The 19,590-nt window shown below is 53.6% G+C and carries 15 protein-coding genes; 10 read left to right on the top strand and 5 right to left on the bottom strand.

The window, feature by feature from the left end:
• Positions 1 to 281 precede the first annotated feature (281 nt).
• Genes ggt through H6F91_RS17655 form a run of 3 tightly spaced genes read left to right on the top strand, consistent with a single transcriptional unit; the run spans position 282 to position 2,360 of the window.
• On the top strand, positions 282 to 1,832 hold the full coding sequence (ggt, locus tag H6F91_RS17665; RefSeq protein ID WP_190774822.1) for a gamma-glutamyltransferase: 1,551 nt from the start codon (positions 282 to 284) through the stop codon (positions 1,830 to 1,832).
• Entirely contained in the window at positions 1,774 to 1,941 is a 168-nt protein-coding gene (locus H6F91_RS17660; protein ID WP_190789421.1) for a hypothetical protein, read from the top strand. Before ggt ends, H6F91_RS17660 begins: the two co-directional genes overlap by 59 nt.
• Positions 1,938 to 2,360 (top strand): hypothetical protein, encoded by a 423-nt coding sequence (locus H6F91_RS17655; RefSeq protein WP_190774823.1) that lies wholly within the window; start codon positions 1,938 to 1,940, stop codon positions 2,358 to 2,360. The genes H6F91_RS17660 and H6F91_RS17655 overlap by 4 nt, the downstream gene beginning before the upstream one ends.
• Positions 2,361 to 2,567: 207 nt before the next feature.
• On the opposite strand, the gene recF is transcribed toward H6F91_RS17655, so the two are convergent.
• The 3 genes from recF to H6F91_RS17640 all read right to left on the bottom strand — a co-directional run bounded on the left by recF (position 2,568) and on the right by H6F91_RS17640 (position 7,148).
• Entirely contained in the window at positions 2,568 to 3,695 is a 1,128-nt protein-coding gene (gene recF, locus H6F91_RS17650) for a DNA replication/repair protein RecF (RefSeq protein WP_190774903.1), read from the bottom strand.
• Between the two features lie 155 nt (positions 3,696 to 3,850).
• Positions 3,851 to 6,691 (bottom strand): cation-translocating P-type ATPase, encoded by a 2,841-nt coding sequence (locus H6F91_RS17645; protein ID WP_190774824.1) that lies wholly within the window; start codon positions 6,689 to 6,691, stop codon positions 3,851 to 3,853.
• Between the two features lie 130 nt (positions 6,692 to 6,821).
• On the bottom strand, positions 6,822 to 7,148 hold the full coding sequence (locus H6F91_RS17640; RefSeq protein WP_190774825.1) for a hypothetical protein: 327 nt from the start codon (positions 7,146 to 7,148) through the stop codon (positions 6,822 to 6,824).
• 143 nt (positions 7,149 to 7,291) lie between these two features.
• Between H6F91_RS17640 and H6F91_RS17635 the strand changes: the two genes are divergently transcribed.
• The gene (locus tag H6F91_RS17635; RefSeq protein ID WP_190774826.1) at positions 7,292 to 8,182 is read left to right on the top strand and encodes an NAD(P)-dependent oxidoreductase; all 891 of its coding nucleotides are present in this window, start codon (positions 7,292 to 7,294) and stop codon (positions 8,180 to 8,182) included.
• 134 nt (positions 8,183 to 8,316) lie between these two features.
• Here H6F91_RS17635 and H6F91_RS17630 read toward each other — a convergent pair whose 3' ends face one another.
• Complete coding sequence (locus H6F91_RS17630; RefSeq protein ID WP_190789415.1) at positions 8,317 to 10,497, bottom strand: transglycosylase SLT domain-containing protein; 2,181 nt, start codon at positions 10,495 to 10,497, stop codon at positions 8,317 to 8,319.
• 190 nt (positions 10,498 to 10,687) lie between these two features.
• Here H6F91_RS17630 and H6F91_RS17625 point away from each other — a divergent pair, with 190 nt between their 5' ends.
• Together H6F91_RS17625 and H6F91_RS17620 are read left to right on the top strand one after the other, a co-directional pair.
• Positions 10,688 to 12,163 (top strand): leucyl aminopeptidase, encoded by a 1,476-nt coding sequence (locus tag H6F91_RS17625; RefSeq protein ID WP_190774828.1) that lies wholly within the window; start codon positions 10,688 to 10,690, stop codon positions 12,161 to 12,163.
• A 71-nt stretch (positions 12,164 to 12,234) separates the two neighbouring features.
• Positions 12,235 to 13,059 (top strand): PHP domain-containing protein, encoded by an 825-nt coding sequence (locus H6F91_RS17620; protein ID WP_190774829.1) that lies wholly within the window; start codon positions 12,235 to 12,237, stop codon positions 13,057 to 13,059.
• Between the two features lie 82 nt (positions 13,060 to 13,141).
• Here the strand turns inward: H6F91_RS17620 and H6F91_RS17615 are convergent, their stop codons facing one another.
• On the bottom strand, positions 13,142 to 13,669 hold the full coding sequence (locus tag H6F91_RS17615; RefSeq protein WP_347280057.1) for a M23 family metallopeptidase: 528 nt from the start codon (positions 13,667 to 13,669) through the stop codon (positions 13,142 to 13,144).
• 1,079 nt (positions 13,670 to 14,748) lie between these two features.
• On the opposite strand from H6F91_RS17615, the gene H6F91_RS17610 reads away from it, so the two are divergent.
• The 4 genes from H6F91_RS17610 (at position 14,749) to H6F91_RS17595 (ending at position 19,589) form a co-directional block, all read left to right on the top strand.
• Positions 14,749 to 16,218: an alpha-amylase family protein gene (locus tag H6F91_RS17610; RefSeq protein ID WP_347280055.1), complete on the top strand. Its 1,470-nt coding sequence runs from the start codon at positions 14,749 to 14,751 to the stop codon at positions 16,216 to 16,218.
• A 449-nt stretch (positions 16,219 to 16,667) separates the two neighbouring features.
• Positions 16,668 to 17,657, top strand: a complete 990-nt coding sequence (gene pseB, locus H6F91_RS17605; RefSeq protein ID WP_190774830.1) for a UDP-N-acetylglucosamine 4,6-dehydratase (inverting) — start codon at positions 16,668 to 16,670, stop codon at positions 17,655 to 17,657.
• Entirely contained in the window at positions 17,654 to 18,820 is a 1,167-nt protein-coding gene (pseC, locus tag H6F91_RS17600) for a UDP-4-amino-4,6-dideoxy-N-acetyl-beta-L-altrosamine transaminase (RefSeq protein ID WP_190774831.1), read from the top strand. The genes pseB and pseC overlap by 4 nt, the downstream gene beginning before the upstream one ends.
• Before the next feature lie 73 nt (positions 18,821 to 18,893).
• On the top strand, positions 18,894 to 19,589 hold the full coding sequence (locus H6F91_RS17595; protein WP_190774832.1) for a WbqC family protein: 696 nt from the start codon (positions 18,894 to 18,896) through the stop codon (positions 19,587 to 19,589).
• The last annotated feature ends 1 nt before the right edge of the window (position 19,590 follow it).

The raw sequence follows: 19,590 nt of genomic DNA, 5'->3' as shown, positions 1-19,590 counted from the left end.
TACCTTTCCCAACCTGGCTCTATTTTTTGCGTTGATTCACCACATCCAAAACAGCTAAGGAGTCCAGAAAAGAACTTCTCCATTTTTTGGAAAAAGGACGCGGCTTCGCCGCGTCCTTTTCCAAAAAATGGGGATATTGTTTCTCATAAACCTCCTAAGTCATCTGATCCCTGGTTGAAAATTATGCTTCTTCAACCAGATTTGATATCAATGGTCATGATTCACATCGTGTCTAGACGAAGTAAGCTATTGAGACAAATCTTCAACGCCTGCCGTCTGCCATGACTCAAACCCGTGGGGCGATCGCCGCCGGACACCGCAAAACTGCCGAAGCTGGCATGGAAATTCTGGCACAGGGAGGCAATGCCTTTGATGCTGTAGTGGCAGCGGCTCTGGCAGCCTGTGTAGCTGAGTACGCGTTAATTTCTTTGGGGGGCGGTGGTTTTCTGCTGGCTCATACCAGCGACCATCACAACACATTATTCGACTTTTTCACCCAAACCCCTCAGCAACGGAATACTCTTCATCCAGACTTCTATCCAGTGGATGTCAACTTTGGAAGTGTGATCCAGGAGTTCCATATTGGGTTAGGGTCGGCAGCGGTTCCGGGTGTCGCGAAAGGCTTACTGCATGTTCATAAGAAGTTGGGACGGTTACCATTAGCGACCGTTGCTGCTCCTGCGATCCATTACGCTCGTACTGGGGTAGAGATGACCCCGTTCCAGTGTTACAGCTTTAGCATTTTGACCCCTATCCTGGCCGCCTGTCCCGAGATGGGGCCGATTCTGGTGCCGAATGGGAAGGGGCTACAGCCGGGAGATATTCTACGCATTCCAGCCCTAGCGGATACCCTGGAATTTTTGGTGGCTGAGGGCGCGCGAGGATTTTATGAAGGAGAACCCGCTCAGCAATTGGTGCGCGCCTGCCAGGAAAAAGGCGGATTCCTGACTCTGGCGGATTTGAAGGACTATGCCGTCATTGAGCGATCGCCCCTCGTTGCCGACTATCGCGGTAACACCCTTCTGACCAACCCACCCCCCAGTTCGGGTGGTACGCTGATCGCCTTCGCGCTGGGGTTACTCTCCCAGATTGATCTGGCTGCAATGCCCTTTGGCTCGCTGGAGCATCTCACCACCCTGGCCCAGGTAATGCGCCTTACCAATCAGGCCCGCGCTGATGGTTACGATCGCCAACTCTACGCCCCCGATGTCGCCGAACGCTTTCTTTCCCCCAACCACTTACACACCTACGCCCGCGCCTTGACTGGCAGCGTCAACAAGTGGGGAAGTACGACCCATATCAGCGTTATTGATGGGGAAGGTAATGCGGCCAGTCTCACCGGCTCTAATGGTGAAGGTTGCGGTTACAGCATTCCTGGAACGGGGGTAATGCTGAACAACATGCTGGGCGAAGAGGATTTGCACCCCACGGGGTTTCACCAGTGGCAGGAGAATGTGCGGATTTCCTCGATGATGTCGCCGACGATTGTGTTGCGCGATCGCCAACCCGAGCTTGTTCTTGGTTCTGGTGGCTCGAACCGCATCCGTACGGCTATTTTGCAGGTGATGAGTAACTTAGTAGATTTTGGCATGAAGGTCGAAGCCGCCGTCGAAAGCCCTCGCATTCATTGGGAGAATGGAGTATTTAGCCTGGAACCTGGCTTTGGGTTGGAGTTGGAGCCCCTTTCAGACTTTCCCTTTGACCAGGAAGTCAATGCCTGGGCTGCCAGCAATATGTTCTTTGGTGGGGTTCATGCCGTCAGTCAAGCACCCGATGGCACCCTGGAAGCCGCAGGAGATTCGCGGCGAGATGGGGCGATCGCTCTCCTGTAGCCTTACGCAATCTGATGGTGAAAGCGATCGCCCACGCTGTGCTGTCACGCTGTACTGTAAGGAAAGAACGGGAATTCTGGCTCTCCCTTCTGCCGTTGAAGCTGTATGAAATACCCTGTGCTCCGCGTCGTTCTGGTTGTGTTGCTGGCTGTGTTGCTGACCAGCTGTGGAGGGCGGTTGCCCGATAGCAGTTTGGTGGAGAAGGCGATCGCCCTTCAATTCAGCCAAACCCAGATCGAACTGGCTCAACAACTGGGCGTTCCCGCTGCTGCACAGCCTTCCTTCAACCTTGACAGCGTTAAAATTGACAGCCGCCAACCGCTCAGAATTAATGGGCTCAAAGGCTATCGCGTAGAAGGTAGCTATACCCTTAAACTCACCTATCCCGATCGCACCCTGGTGCAACGCCGCAATCCCTTCGAGGTGTATCTGCAACGCCAGGTGGAGGGCAAAACCTGGCGGTTAGCTCGTCTTCAGTTGGCTTCTGAGGAGAATGGTGACGAGTGGGTGACACAACTCATTCGTTAATTCGCTTTACAAGACTTCAGGCCTTACGTGTCGGTGTGATGCGCGCCGCACATCACATTCCATCCACACGTTTGCAACATGACCTAAACGCATAGCGCTATATATCGATGTGTAAGTGCGTTAAGTACAACAAAGGTAGGGTGGGGCACGAAGTGCCCCACCCTACCTTACTTAATCAATGCGCACAGCATTACAGAAGTCTGGAAATTAAAATTGGATGGAGACCCCACCGTGGTTGACGGTCAAGATTTGCGATGACTGGAGCCACTGCGCATCAAATGAACCCAGATGAGTTGTCGTAATCAAGGTTTGAAACCGATCTTGAATTGTATCCAGGAGTTTGTTCTGCCGATTGAGGTCGAGTTCTGCTAACACATCATCGAGCAGCAACAGCGGTGGCTCTCCAATGACAGACTCGATCAGCTTCAGTTCGGCGAGTTTGAGGGCGAGAACGAGGGTGCGTTGTTGCCCCTGAGAGCCAAACTGGCGGGCAGGCGTATGGTCGATGGAAAACTCAATTTCATCTCGATGCGGGCCCACGAGAGAGGTGCCCTGAACTTGCTCCGCGATCGCCCGCTCCTGAATGCGCTCCAGAAATGCCTGCCGAATCTGCTCGGGGTCATCGGTTTCCGCCGCTACGTTGGGCTGATACGCCACCTGGAGGTGTTCTCGCTGATCGCTGATGTTTCCATGCCAGACCGTTGCTAGCGGGGCAATGCGGGCGATCGCCCGAGCCCGGCGTCGGATCACCCGAGTGCCCAAAGTCGCGAGTTGTGCATCCCAAACGGCTAACTCTGTCGTATCAGGCTTGCGAATATCCTCGGGCTTGCTCTGCTGCTTCAAGAGAGCATTGCGCTGACGCAGCACCAGATTGTATTGCTGCAACAGATGCGCATAGACTGGCTCCAGTTGCACTAAAAGGGTATCAATCCAGTTGCGGCGATAGGTTGGCCCGCCACGGACCAATTCCAGGTCCAGGCTGGAAAATTCAACCGCACTTAAGATTCCTAAGTAGTCGATCTGACGCTTGAACGTTTGCCCATTACCGACGAGAGTACGACGACCGCTACGCCGAAACACGACCCCCAGGTCCACAGGACCCGTCTCCTTTTCCAGGGTGGCGGCAATGCGGCCCTCCTCGCACCCCTCCAGAACCAGATCACGATCGCGGCTGGCTCGGTGCGATCGCAATGTTGCCAGCAACTCCACCGACTCCAGCAGATTTGACTTCCCCTGAGCATTCTCCCCTAGGAGAATGGTTTTGGGTGCCAAAAACTGCACAAACTGATCGTGGTAGTTGCGGAACTGCCGCAGATGAAGGGTTTTCAGAAACATCCCGGGCCGAAACAGACAATATTGGGTGAGCGCAACCCTATCAGGGTACTGGAATTTGGCCTGTAATTGGTTTTTGTGAACTGTGAAGCTGGCCATTTCAATGTCGCAGCCTCATAGAAAAAGAGGGTGGAAGCAACGCTTCCACCCTCTTTGAGTTAGCTATGCTTGCGGGTGTGGTACCACCGGATGAATAACTTCTCCATCTCGACCCAAACAAACATCAGTGCGCTAAATCCAAGACAGATCATCAGCTCTGTGCCACTGAGCAAATGCGTTCCAAAGAAGTTGCGCAGGGGCTCCACGTAGATCAAGGCTAGTTGCAGGAGTGTTGTCAGGGTAACAGCCGCAAGTACATAGGGGTTCGACAAGGGATTCAACTGGATGGTCAATTGAGTATTGGAGCGAATCGCCAGGGCATGGCCCATCTGAGCAATACAAAGGGTTGTGAACACCATGGTCTTCCAGCGCTCGGGGTCGCCATCGGTTGCCAGTTGAGTGGTGTAGTAGTAGGAGATCGTCATCAAGGCGATCGCAATAATCCCCAATACAATCCCAATCCGAATCATATAAGCTCCTAACCCGCGAGCAAAAATGCTTTCCTGAGGATCGTGGGGTGGGCGGTTCATGACGTTGGGTTCGGCGGGTTCAACTGCTAGAGCGAGGGCAGGCAGACCGTCGGTCACCAGGTTCATCCAGAGAATTTGAAGTGGGGTCAGAGGCACACCGCCCGCCGCCAGAAGGGGAGAGGCGGCGATCGTTAACACTTCCCCAATGTTGGAACCCAGAATGTATTTGATGAAGCGGCGAACGTTGGTATAAACTACGCGGCCTTCTTCCACAGCCGCTACGATCGTGGCGAAGTTGTCATCCAGCAATACGGTGTCGCTGGCTTCTTTACTCACATCGGTTCCCGTAATACCCATGGCAATCCCGATGTCGGCTTGCTTTAGAGCGGGAGCGTCGTTCACCCCGTCTCCGGTCATGGCGACGATCTTGCCCTGCCGCTGGAGAGACTGCACAATCCGCAGCTTGTGTTCTGGCGAGACTCGGGCATAGATGCTGACCCGCTTCACCTCCTGATCCAGGTCTTCCGGGCTCATTTTTTCCAGTTCGCGCCCTGTCAGAACCGCATCGCCTGGTTGAGAAATGCCCAGGTCTTCCGCGATCGCCTGAGCCGTCAACTGATGGTCACCCGTAATCATGATGGGACGAATCCCGGCTGTGCGGCAGCGAGCCACCGCATCTCGCACCTCAGGACGAGGGGCGTCGAGCATATCCACCAGACCCAGCCAAACCATGCTCTGTTCTGTCTCGGCTTCAGAACCATCTGGGGGAAGTTGATTCAGGGGTTTGTAGGCAAAGCCCAATACCCGCAGACCCTTGCCAGCAAGACGGTTGTTGGTTTCGAGAATTTGTTGGCGTTGCTCCTCGGTGATGGGTTGGGGGCGATCGCCTTTAAAGATGAGTGTGCAGCGCTCCAGCACCAGTTCTGGCGAACCCTTACAGAAGAGAGTGTAAGGTGAGGGGTTATCTCGGTTGGGTAGGAGGGCCAGAGCGGCCTCTTTGCCAGTGCCCCCTGTCTCGACCATAACGCTCATGCGCTTCCGCTCGGAGGAGAAGGGAAACTCAGAAACCCGCTTCAGCTTATCGTCCAATAGATGACGATCAATTCCGGCTTTTGCGGCGGCTACCACTAAGGAACCTTCGGTCGGGTCCCCAATAATGATCCAGTTACCATTTTCTTTCTGCAATACCGCATCATTGCAGAGCATACAGGCTACCAACAGAGCGTTGAGTTCGCGATCGCTCTGAAGATCAATCCGCTGACCATCTCGCTGAAACTCGCCCTCTGGGATGTAACCGTGACCTGTGATACTGGTGGATGCGCTAATGGGGTGAGCCGCTTGCACCACCATTTTGTTCTGGGTCAAAGTACCCGTTTTGTCAGAGCAGATGGTTGTCACTGAACCCAGGGTTTCCACCGCAGGCAACTTACGAATGAGAGCATGGCGGCGCACCATGCGCTGAGTCCCAATGGCTAGAGTGACCGTGATAACAGCCGGTAAACCTTCGGGAACCACCGCCACCGCCATACTCAGAGAGACTTCTAAGAGTTCGCGGAACTGTCCCCAGCCAGAGACGAGTAAACCGACACCAAGCACCACGCCTACCAGAAGCATGGCCCCGGTCACGAGCACTTTACTGAGCTGATCCATCCGTTGTTGCAGAGGGGTCGGTTCCGTTTCGACCGACTGCAACATGGTGGCAATTTTGCCAAGCTCCGTTTTCATGCCTGTGTTGGTGACCAACACAGTGCCCCGACCATTAACAACCTCGGTGCCCTGAAACACGGCGTTGAGGCGATCGCCCACCGGAGTATCAGGCCCTAAATCTACATCGACCCGCTTGGTAACCGCATGGGCCTCACCCGTCAGGGCCGCCTCCCGGATCTGTAAACTACTGGCCTCCAGTAACCGGCCATCGGCGGCAATCTGCACTCCGGCCTCCAGTAGCATCACATCCCCGGGTACCAGATCTTTAGAGTCAATTTCAGCGAGCCGACCATCCCGGTTCACTCGCACTTTGGGCGACGACAAATTTTTCAGGGCTGCCAATGCTTTTTCGGCCCGGCTTTCCTGCATGTACCCCAAAAGACCGTTCAAGAACACGATCGCCAGAATGGCAATGGTGTCCTTAAACGGAATATCGTTGGCTTTGACATTCCCCTGACGCAGGTCAATCAAGTCCATTATCCCGGAGATGAGCGCCACCACGATCAGCATGATCAGCATGATGTTTTTGAACTGATCAATCAGAATGCTGAACGAACTACGCCCCCCGGATTCCTCGAGCTCATTCGGGCCGAAAAGTTGTTGACGCTCGGCTACTTCTGCCGATGTAAGACCCAGTTGGCGATCGCTTTGGAGTATTTCAACCGCTTTGTCGGCGGGAAGGGTGTACCAGAGCGTCGCATCATTTGGGAGAAGGGCTGTCATGAACTTAAAACCTTAATTGAGATGGATTTGGGGATACAACCTTGGATACAGGACAACCTAAAGATTTGGAGTCCGGGGTTGAAGCGTGTTGGTCGCTATTTCCTTCTTGAGGGTTGAGGTTACCTTCGACCTACTGGCGACTACCCGTCGAAAGGAATAACAATGCTTCATAGGCCCAATGATCAGGTGATACATCACTAAAAGGCAATTCTACCTGAGAAATACTGGGAGACAGGGGAACCGTAGATGAAGCAGGCTGATCAGGCGACGTGACAACGCTATTGGGAGGGGTAACTTCATCGGAGGCTGGGACGGATGCTTCTGGGACAGGTTGTAGCACTTCTATCGGGGTAGATTCGGTGTCTTGCTGGGATACTTGGGCCTCTGCTGCCATGCTGAATCCGCTCACCAGGGTGATAGCGATCGCTATCCATCCACCAAAATTCAACGCATTCATGGGATTTACCAAGTGTTGGGTGCGAAAAATAATCAAGTTCGGTCACGACTTGAACAATACTTATATTAACCTCTGGACCGATGTCCCCTGGGAGCAAGTTTACTAATGCTTACCCTGCAAAACCCTGACGCACTACCTGATCCATGCCTTCTCCTCCAACGTCCCGTCAGCTCCTGGTAACAGGGGCGAGTGGTTTTTTAGGATGGTATGTATGCCGTGCGGCGGCGGCGACCTTTCAGGTGACGGGCACTTACCATCGCCACCCGCTTTCTATCTCAGGTGTCAACAACCAATCCCTGAATCTGACAGATTTTGGGGCGATCGCGGCATTTTTCCAGACCTTACAACCGGACGGCGTGATCCATTTAGCGGCTGAGTCCAAACCTAATGCCTGTCAGATGGATCCGGAAGGAAGCCGCGCCATCAATGTTACCGCCTCCGTACAACTGGCGGAACTCTGTGCTGAAGCTGCGATCCCCTATGTCTTCACCTCAACGGATCTGGTATTTGATGGGCACCACGCCCCCTATCGAGAAGCAGATCCGGTTGCCCCGGTCAGCCTCTATGGCAAACAAAAGCTTGAGGCTGAACAAGAGATTTTGCGCCGATATCCCCAGGCGGCTATCTGTCGTATGTCGCTTATGTTTGGGGCGGCTCCAACGGCTCCCAGTTTTCTGCAAACCTTTCTGGAACAAATTCGCCGGGGGGAACCTATACGGCTGTTTACCGATGAATTTCGTTCACCGTTGAGTGGGCGCGACGCCGCCACGGGGTTGTTGCTGGCTCTGGAGAAGGCCTCGGGAATTCTGCATCTGGGTGGGGGCGATCGCCTCTCCCGCTACGAATTTGGTCTCATCATGGCAGAGGTGTTTGGCCTCCCTCAAACCCTCATTCAGCCCTGCTCCCAATCGGATGTACCCATGCCGGCTCCCCGGCCTCCAGATGTCTCGGTCGATATTAGCCGGGCACGGGCGTTAGGGTTCACACCGGGAAATGTGCGCGAGGAGTTAATCGCGATTCGAGAAGGCTGCTGATGGTTGATGCAGGCAACATCAGTCCGGGATGACACCTCTAACGAATGGAAGGAGGGCGCTGTACCCACGACCGTGCTCTCCCTCAATCGGGGTTAATCAACTTTTAGGCGTGCAACATACACATCCTATTTCGGTTACCCCTTGGCTTCCTGAATATTGATGAGTTGCTGGCCGATCGCTGGGTTGTACAACCGCAAGTAATTCCAGTAGTTGGCAAACACAGATTCTACATAGCCCTTGGTTTCTGGGTAGGGAATTTGTTCAACAAAGAGATCCGGATCATCTAAGGAGAAACGCTCGACCCAACCTGCGACGGCGCCAGGGCCAGCATTATAGCTAGCGACGGCTAGCAACGAATGCTCGTTGTAGGTGTCGTGGGTATAGTCCAAATACCAGGTGCCCAGGTTGACGTTGTCACTGGGGTTATCCAGGCGATACTCTGTAAGCCCCAGTTGGGTCGCGATCCATTCTCCAGTAGAGGGCATGACTTGCATCAACCCCATCGCTCCCGCCACAGACTCAATCTTGGGCTCGAAGCGAGATTCCTGACGGATCAGGGCTGTTACGAGCAGGGGATTAAGCTGCCGTTCCCGTGACCAGGTTCCGATCAGGTCGGCAAAGGGGAAGGGGTAGAGAGCTTCCCAGAAAGCGGGTTGTTGCTTTAGGGCCTGATACTGAGCCTGTTCTGCCGGGTCCTCCCGGTTCTGCAAGCTCGAGATCATAAAAATGCCGTTGAGGTTGTCCTGAACACCCAATCGCATCAAGCCATCGGTAAACTGCTCATCGACCGTTGGGTCTTTAGGGTTCTTAAATTCCGTTTGCCAGTAGGCGTAAGCTTCCCGATCTTGCCCCAGGCGATAAAGCTCCTTGACCACGTCTGACCCAGCGGGGGGGACGGGACGATGATCGAGGGGGCGCACTTCCGGTTGCAGGTAGCGCACAGTGGTAAAGTCGCCCACATCCCAGCCCAACATCACAGCCGATCGCCAGGCGTAGTAAGACTCGGGATAGCGCTGCAACACACGCTCGAAGGCAACCTTTGCTGCCGCCTCATTGCCCTGCTGCCGAGCCCACTTGCCTAACCAATAGGCTGCTTCTGGAGCATACTCACTGGTAGGGTTTTGCTCGACCAATTGCTGCGCCCAAATTTGGGCTCCGGCCAGGTCACCTGCTGCCATTCGACCTTCCGTCAGCACCCAGCGTAGTTCTCCCGCGGCCTCGGATGAGCTGAACTGTTTGAGCAGCGTTTCTCGTGCTTGCGTTGCGGCGTCTGGGCTGTTGAGTGCGTCTAGTAACTGTGCTTTCTTCAGCAAGGCATCCCCAGCCCGGTTCGGGAACCGCTGGATGACTTGATCCAGATAAGGCATCCCTTGCTCGGCGGGGCGAGCCAAGTCAGCCATACGCAGCAGAGCGGTGGCTGTTTCTGGAGCATCTGGAAAGGTATCAATGGTTTTCTGGTAGTAGGCCAGGGCATCGGCACGGCGATCGCCCAAGTGGGCCCCTCGTCCGGCCCGGTACAAATTCACAGCAGTTGGAGGAGCCTTGGCATACGCTTTCCCCGCTGAGTTGTAGCGCATGTTTTCCCAGTAAGCGAAGGCGATCGCCTCCCAATCTTCCGGTGTGAGCTGAGCGTTATATTCAGCCACTAACCGATCCAGAACCCCTTTGATATCGGGTAAATCTACGCCATAGCGAGCCAGGTGGAGGAGTAATGGGGGTTGGTTAGGATTTTCTGCCAGTTGGTTTAGCACCAGTTGCAGGGTGCGAGGGTGGGCCGGGAAACGGGCGATCGCTTCCTGCCAGTAGCGGCGATCGGTCTTACCCAGCACCTCCAGGGCATCCACAGTCATGGGGCTATCCGGATACTCTTTAATGAGGGTCTGCCAGGTCGCCGTAGCAGCGGCACTATCTCCGGTAGCGGTTTGGGCCTGGGCCCGGCGGGCCAGAATGACTGGTGCCAGAATTGGATAATCTTTTTCCAGCCCATCCAGGAGGGGAAGTGCGGCACCCCCACGGTTTTGAGCAATCAAATCAGCGGCTAACAAAAACTTGGCATGGGCCTGACCCACCGAGTTGGGGCGCTGGGCGATCGCCTGCAAAGTCGCTTCTCGCTCTTGAGCTTTTAGGCTTACCAGCGGTAATACCTCCGAAGGCTGACCCGAATTGTCTGCAAGTTGAGGGTTGGGTTGGGGAGCTGGCATTAGCCCTGGAAAGGGCAGTATCCCAAAACCGACAACCGTTGCAGCTACAGCCCCCAATGTCAGGGCGGAGGCACCCGCACCCGCGATAACCAGCTTGCGTCGTGATGGTGTCATGGAAGACCTGCCTAAAGACAGAGAAGCGAACCGTCAGCATTAGGGTAGCGCATGGAAAGGGCGTGTGGGTACTTGTGTAATGGCCTGATTAAGGTTGCCAACCGGACCCCGTTGTTCGTCGCCGCACATCCCCGCCGCAATGATCGATACTGGAAAGTAACAAAAGTTGAAACGGGATAGATGCAACGTTATGGAGCTACGTGGAACTGATGCCCCCCGGGCTGAGTGGCAGGGAGATTGTTTAATTGTTGGTCTGCTGGAAGATGCCGCGGAACTGACAGGCGATCTGTCAACCCTGGATGGCCGGTTGTCGGGCACGTTACAGGAATTGATCAGCGAAATTGAGTTCAAAGGCAAGCCGGAAAGCGGAGCCGTTACCCGTGTGGGTGCGAACAGCCCGGTCCGTAAAGTGGGTGTCGTTGGCCTGGGTAAAGCCGAGAAGTTGACACTGGAAGGGCTACGGCGGGCTACCGCGAAGGCCGTACGTCTGGCCCAGAAGGAAAAAGTAAAAACCTTGGGGCTGAGCCTGCCCGTATGGAATGGAGATGCGGCTGCCAGTGCGCAGGCGATCGCTGAAGCTATTGAACTCACCCTGCACCAGGACAATCGCTTCAAGTCCGGTGATGATGACAAGAAAAATCCAACGCTAGAGAGCATCGAGCTCCTGGGGTTTGCCGGACAGGAAGCCGCGTTCACCAAAGCTCGCCAGATTGCCCTCGGTGTAATTTTGGCGCGGGAACTGGTGTCGGCTCCGGCTAACATCGTGACCCCCATTACGCTGGCAGAGACGGCGGAGGCGATCGCCAAAGAATACGGCCTGGATATTGAAATCCTGGAAAAAGAGGACTGTGAGAAATTGGGTATGGGTGCCTTCCTGGGAGTCGCTCAGGCTTCCGAGCTGCCGCCCAAATTCGTCCATCTCACCTACCGGCCTGAGGGTACGCCCCGCAAGAAGGTTGCGATTGTTGGTAAAGGGCTAACCTTTGACAGCGGTGGCCTTAATTTGAAGGTGGGTGCTAGCAGCATCGAGATGATGAAAACCGACATGGGGGGAGCCGCTGCAACCTTTGGGGCTGCCAAGGCGATCGCCCAACTCAAGCCCGATGTGGAAGTCCACTTCATTAGCGCGGTCACTGAAAACATGATCAGCGGTCGTGCCATGCACCCCGGTGATATCCTCACGGCCTCCAACGGCAAGACCATTGAAATTAACAACACCGACGCAGAAGGCCGCCTCACTCTGGCCGATGCCCTGGTGTTTGCTGAGAAGCTGGGTGTAGAGGCGATCGTTGATCTGGCTACCCTTACCGGAGCTTGCATTGTTGCCCTGGGTGATGACATCGGAGGTTTGTTCAGCCCTTATCCAGAATTGGCAGAACAATTTATGGAAGCTTCCAAGTTCTCCGGCGAAAAGTTCTGGCAACTGCCCATGGAAGAAAAGTACTTCGACTCTATGAAATCGGTCGTGGCCGACATGAAGAATACAGGGTCTCGGGCCGGTGGCGCGATCTCTGCCAGCCTTTTCCTGAAGCAGTTTGTCAAGGACACCCCCTGGCTGCACCTGGATATTGCAGGCCCCGTCTGGACTGATAAGGATACCGGCTACAACAACGCTGGCGGTACGGGCTTTGGCGTGCGTACCCTGGTGAACTGGGTACTGGCGTAAACGTTTTAGTTGCATTTTCGTGTGCGTCACGCACGAAAATGCAACCCCTTCTATCTACTCTCCCCCTTCCCATGCTTGAACTGCACTGTCACACCACCTTCTCTGACGGCACATTGACTCCAACCGAATTGGTGAAGGAGGCGATCGCTTCCGGAGTCAAAGCCCTTGCCATCACGGATCACGACACCCTTTCGGGTTGGCCCGAAGCCTACGAAGCTGCTAGCGATCATGACCTGGAAATTGTGCCAGGTTTGGAGTTGAGTACGGTATGGGGGAACCGCTCTCTGCATATTTTGGGGTTTTACCCAGACCCGGAGAAGTTGGAGGGGCCGTTGGGCGATCGCCTGAATGGCCGCAAGCGCCGTGCCCAGGCCATGATCGATAAATTAGCTCAGTTAGGCTACCCCGTCACCCTACCCGAAATGGGCGAAGGCATGGCTCCCGGTCGGCCCCACGTTGCTAAGGCACTGGTGGGAGCAGGTCATGTCAAAAGCTATGAAGAGGCGTTCGATCGCTTCCTCGCTGATGGAAAAGCGGCCTATGTGCAGTACGAAAAGTTTTCAGCGATCGATGGGGTAAAGCTATTGCGCGAGTGCGGTGCGGTGCCGGTGTGGGCGCATCCCTATCTGTTTCGGGGAGGCGACGTGGCCCAGGTGCTCGGCGACCTGATGGACGCTGGCTTGATGGGGTTAGAGGTGTACCATCCAACCCACAGTCCGGGTCAGTCTGCCGTCCTGAAGGACTGGTGCAATCAGTACGGGTTGGTGAAAACGGGCGGTAGTGACTATCATGGCCCCAATACGGGCAGCAACCATGCCCCCCACCTCAATAGCTTCCATCTTCCCCTGCAACTGCTAGATGACTTGAAAGAAGCAGCGGCCAGCCTCAAAAATTAATCCAACTGAGATATAGAAAATGCGCGGCGTTTAGCGCCGCGCATTTTCTATATCGGGTTCTTCAACTGAGCGTAGTGAACGATTAGTTGGGCCGAGACGCGGTGTTTTGCTGGCTGCTGTACATGGCCCGCAAGACCATCGCAGGGTCAACCCAGTTATTGTCGTACTTCAGACCCCAATGCAGGTGGGGGCCTGTAGTACGGCCGCTCATGCCGACCCGACCGACGCGTTGCCCAGCTTGTACAGTTGATCCTTCCACAATCCGCAGGCCGCCATCTCGGTCTACCATGGCCCGCTGACCATTAGATACTTCGACACGCCCTTCCATGTGGCAGAAAATGCTGAGCCAGTTTCCGGCTTCGACGACCACGGATGTACCGCAGTTAGAGTCATCCGACACTTCGACAACCGTGCCTGTCCACCAGTTGCGGATGTAGCTGCCGCGGGGGGCTGCCATGTCCAGACCATAGTGAAACTCGTTGTAGTTGTAGCCTTCGATGGAGCGACGATAGCCAAAGGGCGAGGTGTACGCTTGAAATTGCTCCAGCGGGAAGGAAGCACCTGACCACTGGTTATCTCGGGTAACAGCGGCAATCTGGTTGGCCGACAGGTTAGACAACCCCTGACCCTGTTCATTCGGATTACCCGTGCTGACCGCCGTGCCCTGACCACCTGCAGACGGTTGAGCCTGAGCGACTTGCTGCGGCGTGGCTTGTGTGCCCTGGGGGGATTGAATTGCGCCACTGGGAGGTAGGCCCGGGGGAAGCGTTGATGGGCTTGCGCCGGTTGCTTGGGAAGTTTCATTTAGCGATCGCGCACCTACCATATCCTGATGCGCTTCCAACACCGCTACCACGGAGAGGCTTGCACCAATTGCCAACAAAATTCGGCCGAAGCGAACAGCTCGTTTGTTCATAACGCGGGTCACATCAGAAGTTGAAGAGGAAATGTCAGTAGACACCCCATACCTTCCCAAAGAAGCCAACTATCATCCGAATGATTCTGAGAATCTTGTTCGAGAAACATTGCACAGCAATGTAACGTCCCCTCGATTCCAGAAGCACTTCCATATAGTTGCACCAGGGCTGCACCTAGTTATAACGCGGTCGGTGTGCTTAGTAACGAGTTTTTTTAGGGGATAGCCGCTTTTGGGAAATCAGCACTCTCTAAGATTGCCCAACTCCCTCTAATGAAATTCACACGGGGTTCACCGAAAGATGTCAGAACTTACGCATTTGTGTTGTGGGTGGGGTACGAAGCACCTCACCCACAACACAAATGTGTAAGTTCTGGCTGTAAAACGTTACGTGCATAGAACGGGCAGCTTGCGTTTGAGAAGCCCCCTTCTGCACAGCTTTTCAAAAGCAATCTGCCCTCACCAGATTGCTCTGGGGGTCCGTAAGCCCTGTCACAAAAGTTCAGGATGCAGATACCTGTGGTCAGAGAAAACCCTGATCTCGTATAACAGAACTCTAACAGGCTATGCAGAGTACCGGGTAAGCTCACCTGACTTCAGGAAAATTTGCAGTTAGCCTGGTGCACGTTCCAGAATGGGTGGTTGAACCCCCCATGCCTGGGTGCAGTACATTTACTACCTATTCTATGGATCGTTTACCGCTGGTACACCGATTTCGCCGCGATCGCCCAGGCCTTCTGTCCCTTTGGCGCCCGTTGTCAAGCATCACACTTGTGAGTCTACTGATCACGGTGATGACCCTGGCCGGAAGCTGTAGCCTGGGCCAGGTAAATTTGGGTACAAAACACTTCTTTCGCGGGGCCACGCCTGCAGGTTTGTCAGCCGATCCATCTCCCCGTACTGTACTGGTACATCTTTTCGAATGGCGTTGGGATGACATCGCCCAGGAATGTGAAACCTTCCTGGGACCCAATGGCTATGCTGCGGTCCAAATTTCTCCACCGCAAGAACACGTGGTGTTGGCTGACGAGCAATTTCCCTGGTGGCAACGCTATCAACCCGTCAGTTACAAGCTGGTAAGCCGAAGCGGCGATCGCACCCAACTTGCTGATATGGTCCGTCGATGCCATGGTGCTGGGGTACAGGTCTATGCCGATGCTGTCATTAACCACATGGCAGGAGTTAGCTCTGGGGTTGGCAGTGCGGGTACCCGCTTTACCAAATATGACTATCCTGGCCTGTATCGGGATCCTGACTTTAATTCCTGTCGCCGTAATATCGACACTTATCAGGATTCCGACACTGTGACCCAGTGCGAACTGGTGGGTCTGGCAGACTTAAACCTGGCCTCTCCCTATGTCCAAAGCCAGATTAGCGCCTATCTCCTGGACCTCATTAACCTGGGCATTGATGGATTCCGGATCGACGCTGCTAAACACATCCGGGCAAAAGAATTGGGTATTGTTCTGGAACATCTTCGCGAACAGGTGGAACCTGACCCCTATGTGTATCAAGAAGTTATCGATCCAGGCACCGAAGCGATCAAGAAAGTAGAGTACTATCCCAACGGCGATGTGTTTGAGTTTGAGTATGGCCACATTGTTGGGGAAAGTTTTTTGGGGCTTAACAACCGAAACCTGGCCCAACTGGAAACGCTAGGAGAATCCTGGGGGTTGATGCCTGCTGATAAAGCCGTTGTTTTTATCGACAACCACGACAAACAACGAGGCCATGGCGGTGGTGGTACCTACCTGACCCACAAACAGGCCAGTCTCTACAGCCTGGCGAATGTGTTTATGCTGGCCTTTCCTTACGGCTATCCCCAGGTCATGTCTAGCTACCCCTTCACAACATCCGACCAGGGGCCGCCCGCTGATCCGGACGGTACCACCCATCGAATCTTTGCCAACGGCACGACGACCTGTGGCCAGGAGTGGGTATGTGAGCATCACTGGACAACGATTGCTCCCATGGTTCGCTTCCGCAACCGCACCGATGGTCAACCCCTGACCCACTGGTGGACTAACGGGAGCAATCAAATTGCATTTGGGCGGGGCGATCGCGGTTTTGTCGTCATTAATCGAGATGGTCGCCCCCTCACCCATCGCTTCCAAACGGGCTTACCGGCTGGCGAGTACTGCAACCTCCTAGCTGAATCTTGTACAGAGCGGCTACGAGTTGGCCGAGACGGTCAGTTCGAAGCGAGGCTGCCAGGGATGGGGGCGATCGCTCTAGTCCGCTGAGGCGGAAATCCATCACCTATGCTTTTGTGTGGGGTGCGAGGCACCCCACACAAAAGCATAGTATGCAAACTTAGGCCGCAGCCTACTAGTCCGTAGCAACTAGTACTTTGTCAAGAAATTTTCGAGGGGTCGTAGACTCCTCAAAAATTTCTTTGCAGTTGTTCCCCAGAAACCTGATGTTTGCAAAAACATTGGGCTTCTGGGTTTTTGGCTGTCTGCCAAAATAGCTGGCTGTTCATTCTCCATAACTGACCTCTTTAACCAGACTTGAGGTGCCACATAGGAGCATAATAAAACGGTTGTGCTGTGGTAGGGACAGATGACTCCTCGTCCTTAAGTAGGGCGAATAGCCATTTGCCTTCACAGCCAAATCCTTTGCCTGGTAAAGGATTCGGGACAATGTAACGGTTTGCCCCTGCATCGAGATGATCCGTTAAGGGAAGGCGCTTGTGTTTGATAATTCAGTCATTTTAATTACAGGTGGAACGGGCTCCTTTGGGAAGCAGTGCGTGAAAACGCTTCTAGAACGGTACACGCCCAAAAAGGTCATCATTTACTCGCGGGATGAGCTGAAGCAGTATGAGATGGCCCAGGAGTTCCATAGTCCCGCGATGCGGTACTTCATCGGGGATGTGCGCGATCGCGATCGCCTCATTCTCGCTATGAAGGGCGTCGATTACGTCATCCATGCCGCCGCCCTGAAGCAGATTCCCGCTGCCGAATACAACCCCATGGAGTGCATCAAAACCAACATCATGGGGGGCAATAACGTCATTGATGCTGCCCTGGAAACCGGCGTTAAAAAAGTCATCGCCCTATCCACCGATAAGGCCGTCAACCCAATCAACCTCTACGGGGCGACCAAATTAGCCGCGGACAAACTTTTTGTAGCGGCCAATAACCTCTCCGGAGAAGGTGGCCCCATCTTCTCGGTGGTGCGCTACGGCAATGTGGTGGGCTCTCGTGGCTCCGTTGTGCCGCTGTTCCAGAAGCTGGTGCAGGAAGGCGCAGCGGAAATTCCCATCACTGACCCCCGCATGACTCGCTTCTGGATTACCCTACCCCAGGGCATCGACTTCGTACTGAAAAGCTTCGAGCGGATGCGAGGCGGCGAAATTTTCGTGCCCAAAATCCCCTCCATGACCATGCTTGACCTGGCAGAAACCCTGGCCCCAGGCGTTCCCATCAAGGTCATCGGTATCCGACCTGGCGAAAAACTCCACGAGGTAATGTGTCCTCCGGAAGCCGACTATCTGACCCTGGAATTTCCCGACCACTATGTGATTCAACCCACCATTGAGTTTCCCAATCGCTTCCACTACACCGAAAATGCCCTGGGCGAACAGGGTAAGCCTGTCCCCCCAGGCTTTCAATACAGTTCGGATAATAATGATTGGTGGCTAACAGGTTCTGAATTGCTGGACATGTTGAAGTCATGACCGATTACATCCCCTACGGACGACAAGATATCAGCCCTGACGACATTGAAGCAGTGGTGCGGGTGCTGCAATCGGACTGGATTACTCAGGGGCCGGCGATCGCCCACTTTGAGCACAGGGTAGCCGACTACTGCGGTGCCAAGTATGCTGTTGCTGTCGCCAGTGCCACCGCTGCCCTCCACATCGCGTGTTTGGCGGCAGGGTTAGGGGAAGGCGATCGCCTCTGGACTTCTCCCAACACCTTTGTTGCCTCCGCCAACTGTGGCCTTTACTGCGGTGCCACCGTTGATTTTGTGGATATCGACCCCCGCACCTATAACCTTTCGGTCGCAGAACTCGAAGAGAAGCTTCAGAAAGCGGAGCAAGCCAATTCGTTGCCGAAGGTGGTCATTCCCGTTCATTTCGCGGGGCAATCCTGTGAGATGAACGCCATTCATGCTTTATCCAAACGTTATGGTTTTACCATCATTGAGGATGCGGCCCACGGCATCGGTGGTACATACAAGGGGCAACCCCTGGGTTCCTGCCAGTTTTCCGATATGACTGTCTTCAGTTTCCATCCCGTTAAAATTATCACCACCGGGGAAGGCGGAATGGTGCTGACGAATCGGGATGATCTGTACGAAAAACTGATTCGCCTGCGCACCCATGGCATTACCCGTGATCCAGCTCATCTACAAGGGGAATCCCCTGGCCCCTGGTACTACGAGCAGATTGAGTTGGGCTATCACTACCGCATGACCGATATTCAAGCTGCTTTGGGAGCCAGCCAAATGGCACGGCTGGACGAGTTTGTGGAGAGACGGAGGGAGTTGTGCGATCGCTACCAAACACTCCTCTCCGACCTCCCGATCACCCTTCCTTGGGAACATACCGATACCGAACCAAGTTGGCACCTCTACGTCATTCGCTTACATTTAGACAAAATTCAGAAAACCCACCGACAAGTATTTGAGGAACTACGAACTGCAAACATTGGTGTCAATCTCCACTACATTCCCGTTCACACCCAACCCTACTACCAACGCCTAGGCTTTACTTGGGGGAACTTTCCTCAAGCCGAGCAATACTATCGGGAAGCCATTACTTTGCCCCTTTACTTTGGCCTGAAAGAGGAGGAACAAGACAGGATTTTGCAGGTTTTGCATGCAGCGTTATCTTAATGACTTAGTGTTTCAGGTAGCTGTTAATTAGTGGATATTTGAAGTTTGACGATACAGTATTTTGACTGGAAGTATGGATAAGAAAATTGCTATTGTTCAGTCTAATTACATCCCCTGGAAAGGATATTTTGACCTGATCAACTCCGTTGATGAGTTCATCCTATTTGATGACATGCAATACACACGGCGTGACTGGCGTAATCGTAATAAAATCAAAACCTCGAAAGGAACAGAATGGCTCACAATTCCAGTCAACGTAAAAGGAAAGTATTATCAAAAAATTAATGAAACAACAGTGGCTAGTGACGATTGGGCAATGGAACATTGGAAAACGTTAACCCATAACTACAGTAAATCCAAATATTTCTTGGACATAAAAGATATGTTTTGGCAGCTTTATGAAATAGCTAGCCAGCAGCACTACTTAAGTAAAGTTAATCATCTTTTTATCACCCAGATTTGTGATTTCTTGGGTATCAAAACACAGATTTCATGGTCATCTAACTATGAAATCGTAGATGGGAAAAATGAGCGTTTGATTAGCCTTTGCAAGCAAGCAGGGGGAACCCATTATATTTCCGGCCCCTCTGCAAAAGATTATATGGATCTTAATCAGTTTACTCAGGCAAGGCTTAAGGTTACTTTTTTTGACTACTCAGGCTATCCCGAATATGATCAACGTTTTCCACCGTTTGATCACGCTGTAAGCATTCTTGATTTGCTTTTTAATGAAGGTGATCAAGCATCTAAATTTATGAAAAGTTTTTGAT

The organism is Leptolyngbya sp. FACHB-8, assembly GCF_014695575.1.
GTDB lineage: Bacteria > Cyanobacteriota > Cyanobacteriia > Elainellales > Elainellaceae > Vacuolonema.
The sequence above is the reverse complement of the archived record's forward strand: the minus strand, read 5'-3'. Positions and strand labels throughout refer to the sequence as shown.

Bases quoted from the DNA above. Each gene is read 5' to 3' on its own strand.
- ggt (WP_190774822.1), top strand. From the start codon at position 282: ATGACTCAAACCCGTGGGGCGATCGCCGCCGGACACCGCAAAACTGCC.
- H6F91_RS17655 (WP_190774823.1), top strand. From the start codon at position 1,938: ATGAAATACCCTGTGCTCCGCGTCGTTCTGGTTGTGTTGCTGGCTGTG.
- pseC (WP_190774831.1), top strand. From the start codon at position 17,654: ATGACCGATTACATCCCCTACGGACGACAAGATATCAGCCCTGACGAC.
- H6F91_RS17625 (WP_190774828.1), top strand. From the start codon at position 10,688: ATGGAGCTACGTGGAACTGATGCCCCCCGGGCTGAGTGGCAGGGAGAT.
- H6F91_RS17640 (WP_190774825.1), bottom strand. From the start codon at position 7,148: ATGAATGCGTTGAATTTTGGTGGATGGATAGCGATCGCTATCACCCTG.
- recF (WP_190774903.1), bottom strand. From the start codon at position 3,695: ATGTTTCTGAAAACCCTTCATCTGCGGCAGTTCCGCAACTACCACGAT.
- H6F91_RS17645 (WP_190774824.1), bottom strand. From the start codon at position 6,691: ATGACAGCCCTTCTCCCAAATGATGCGACGCTCTGGTACACCCTTCCC.
- H6F91_RS17660 (WP_190789421.1), top strand. From the start codon at position 1,774: ATGGCACCCTGGAAGCCGCAGGAGATTCGCGGCGAGATGGGGCGATCG.
- H6F91_RS17595 (WP_190774832.1), top strand. From the start codon at position 18,894: ATGGATAAGAAAATTGCTATTGTTCAGTCTAATTACATCCCCTGGAAA.
- H6F91_RS17620 (WP_190774829.1), top strand. From the start codon at position 12,235: ATGCTTGAACTGCACTGTCACACCACCTTCTCTGACGGCACATTGACT.
- H6F91_RS17630 (WP_190789415.1), bottom strand. From the start codon at position 10,497: ATGACACCATCACGACGCAAGCTGGTTATCGCGGGTGCGGGTGCCTCC.
- H6F91_RS17635 (WP_190774826.1), top strand. From the start codon at position 7,292: ATGCCTTCTCCTCCAACGTCCCGTCAGCTCCTGGTAACAGGGGCGAGT.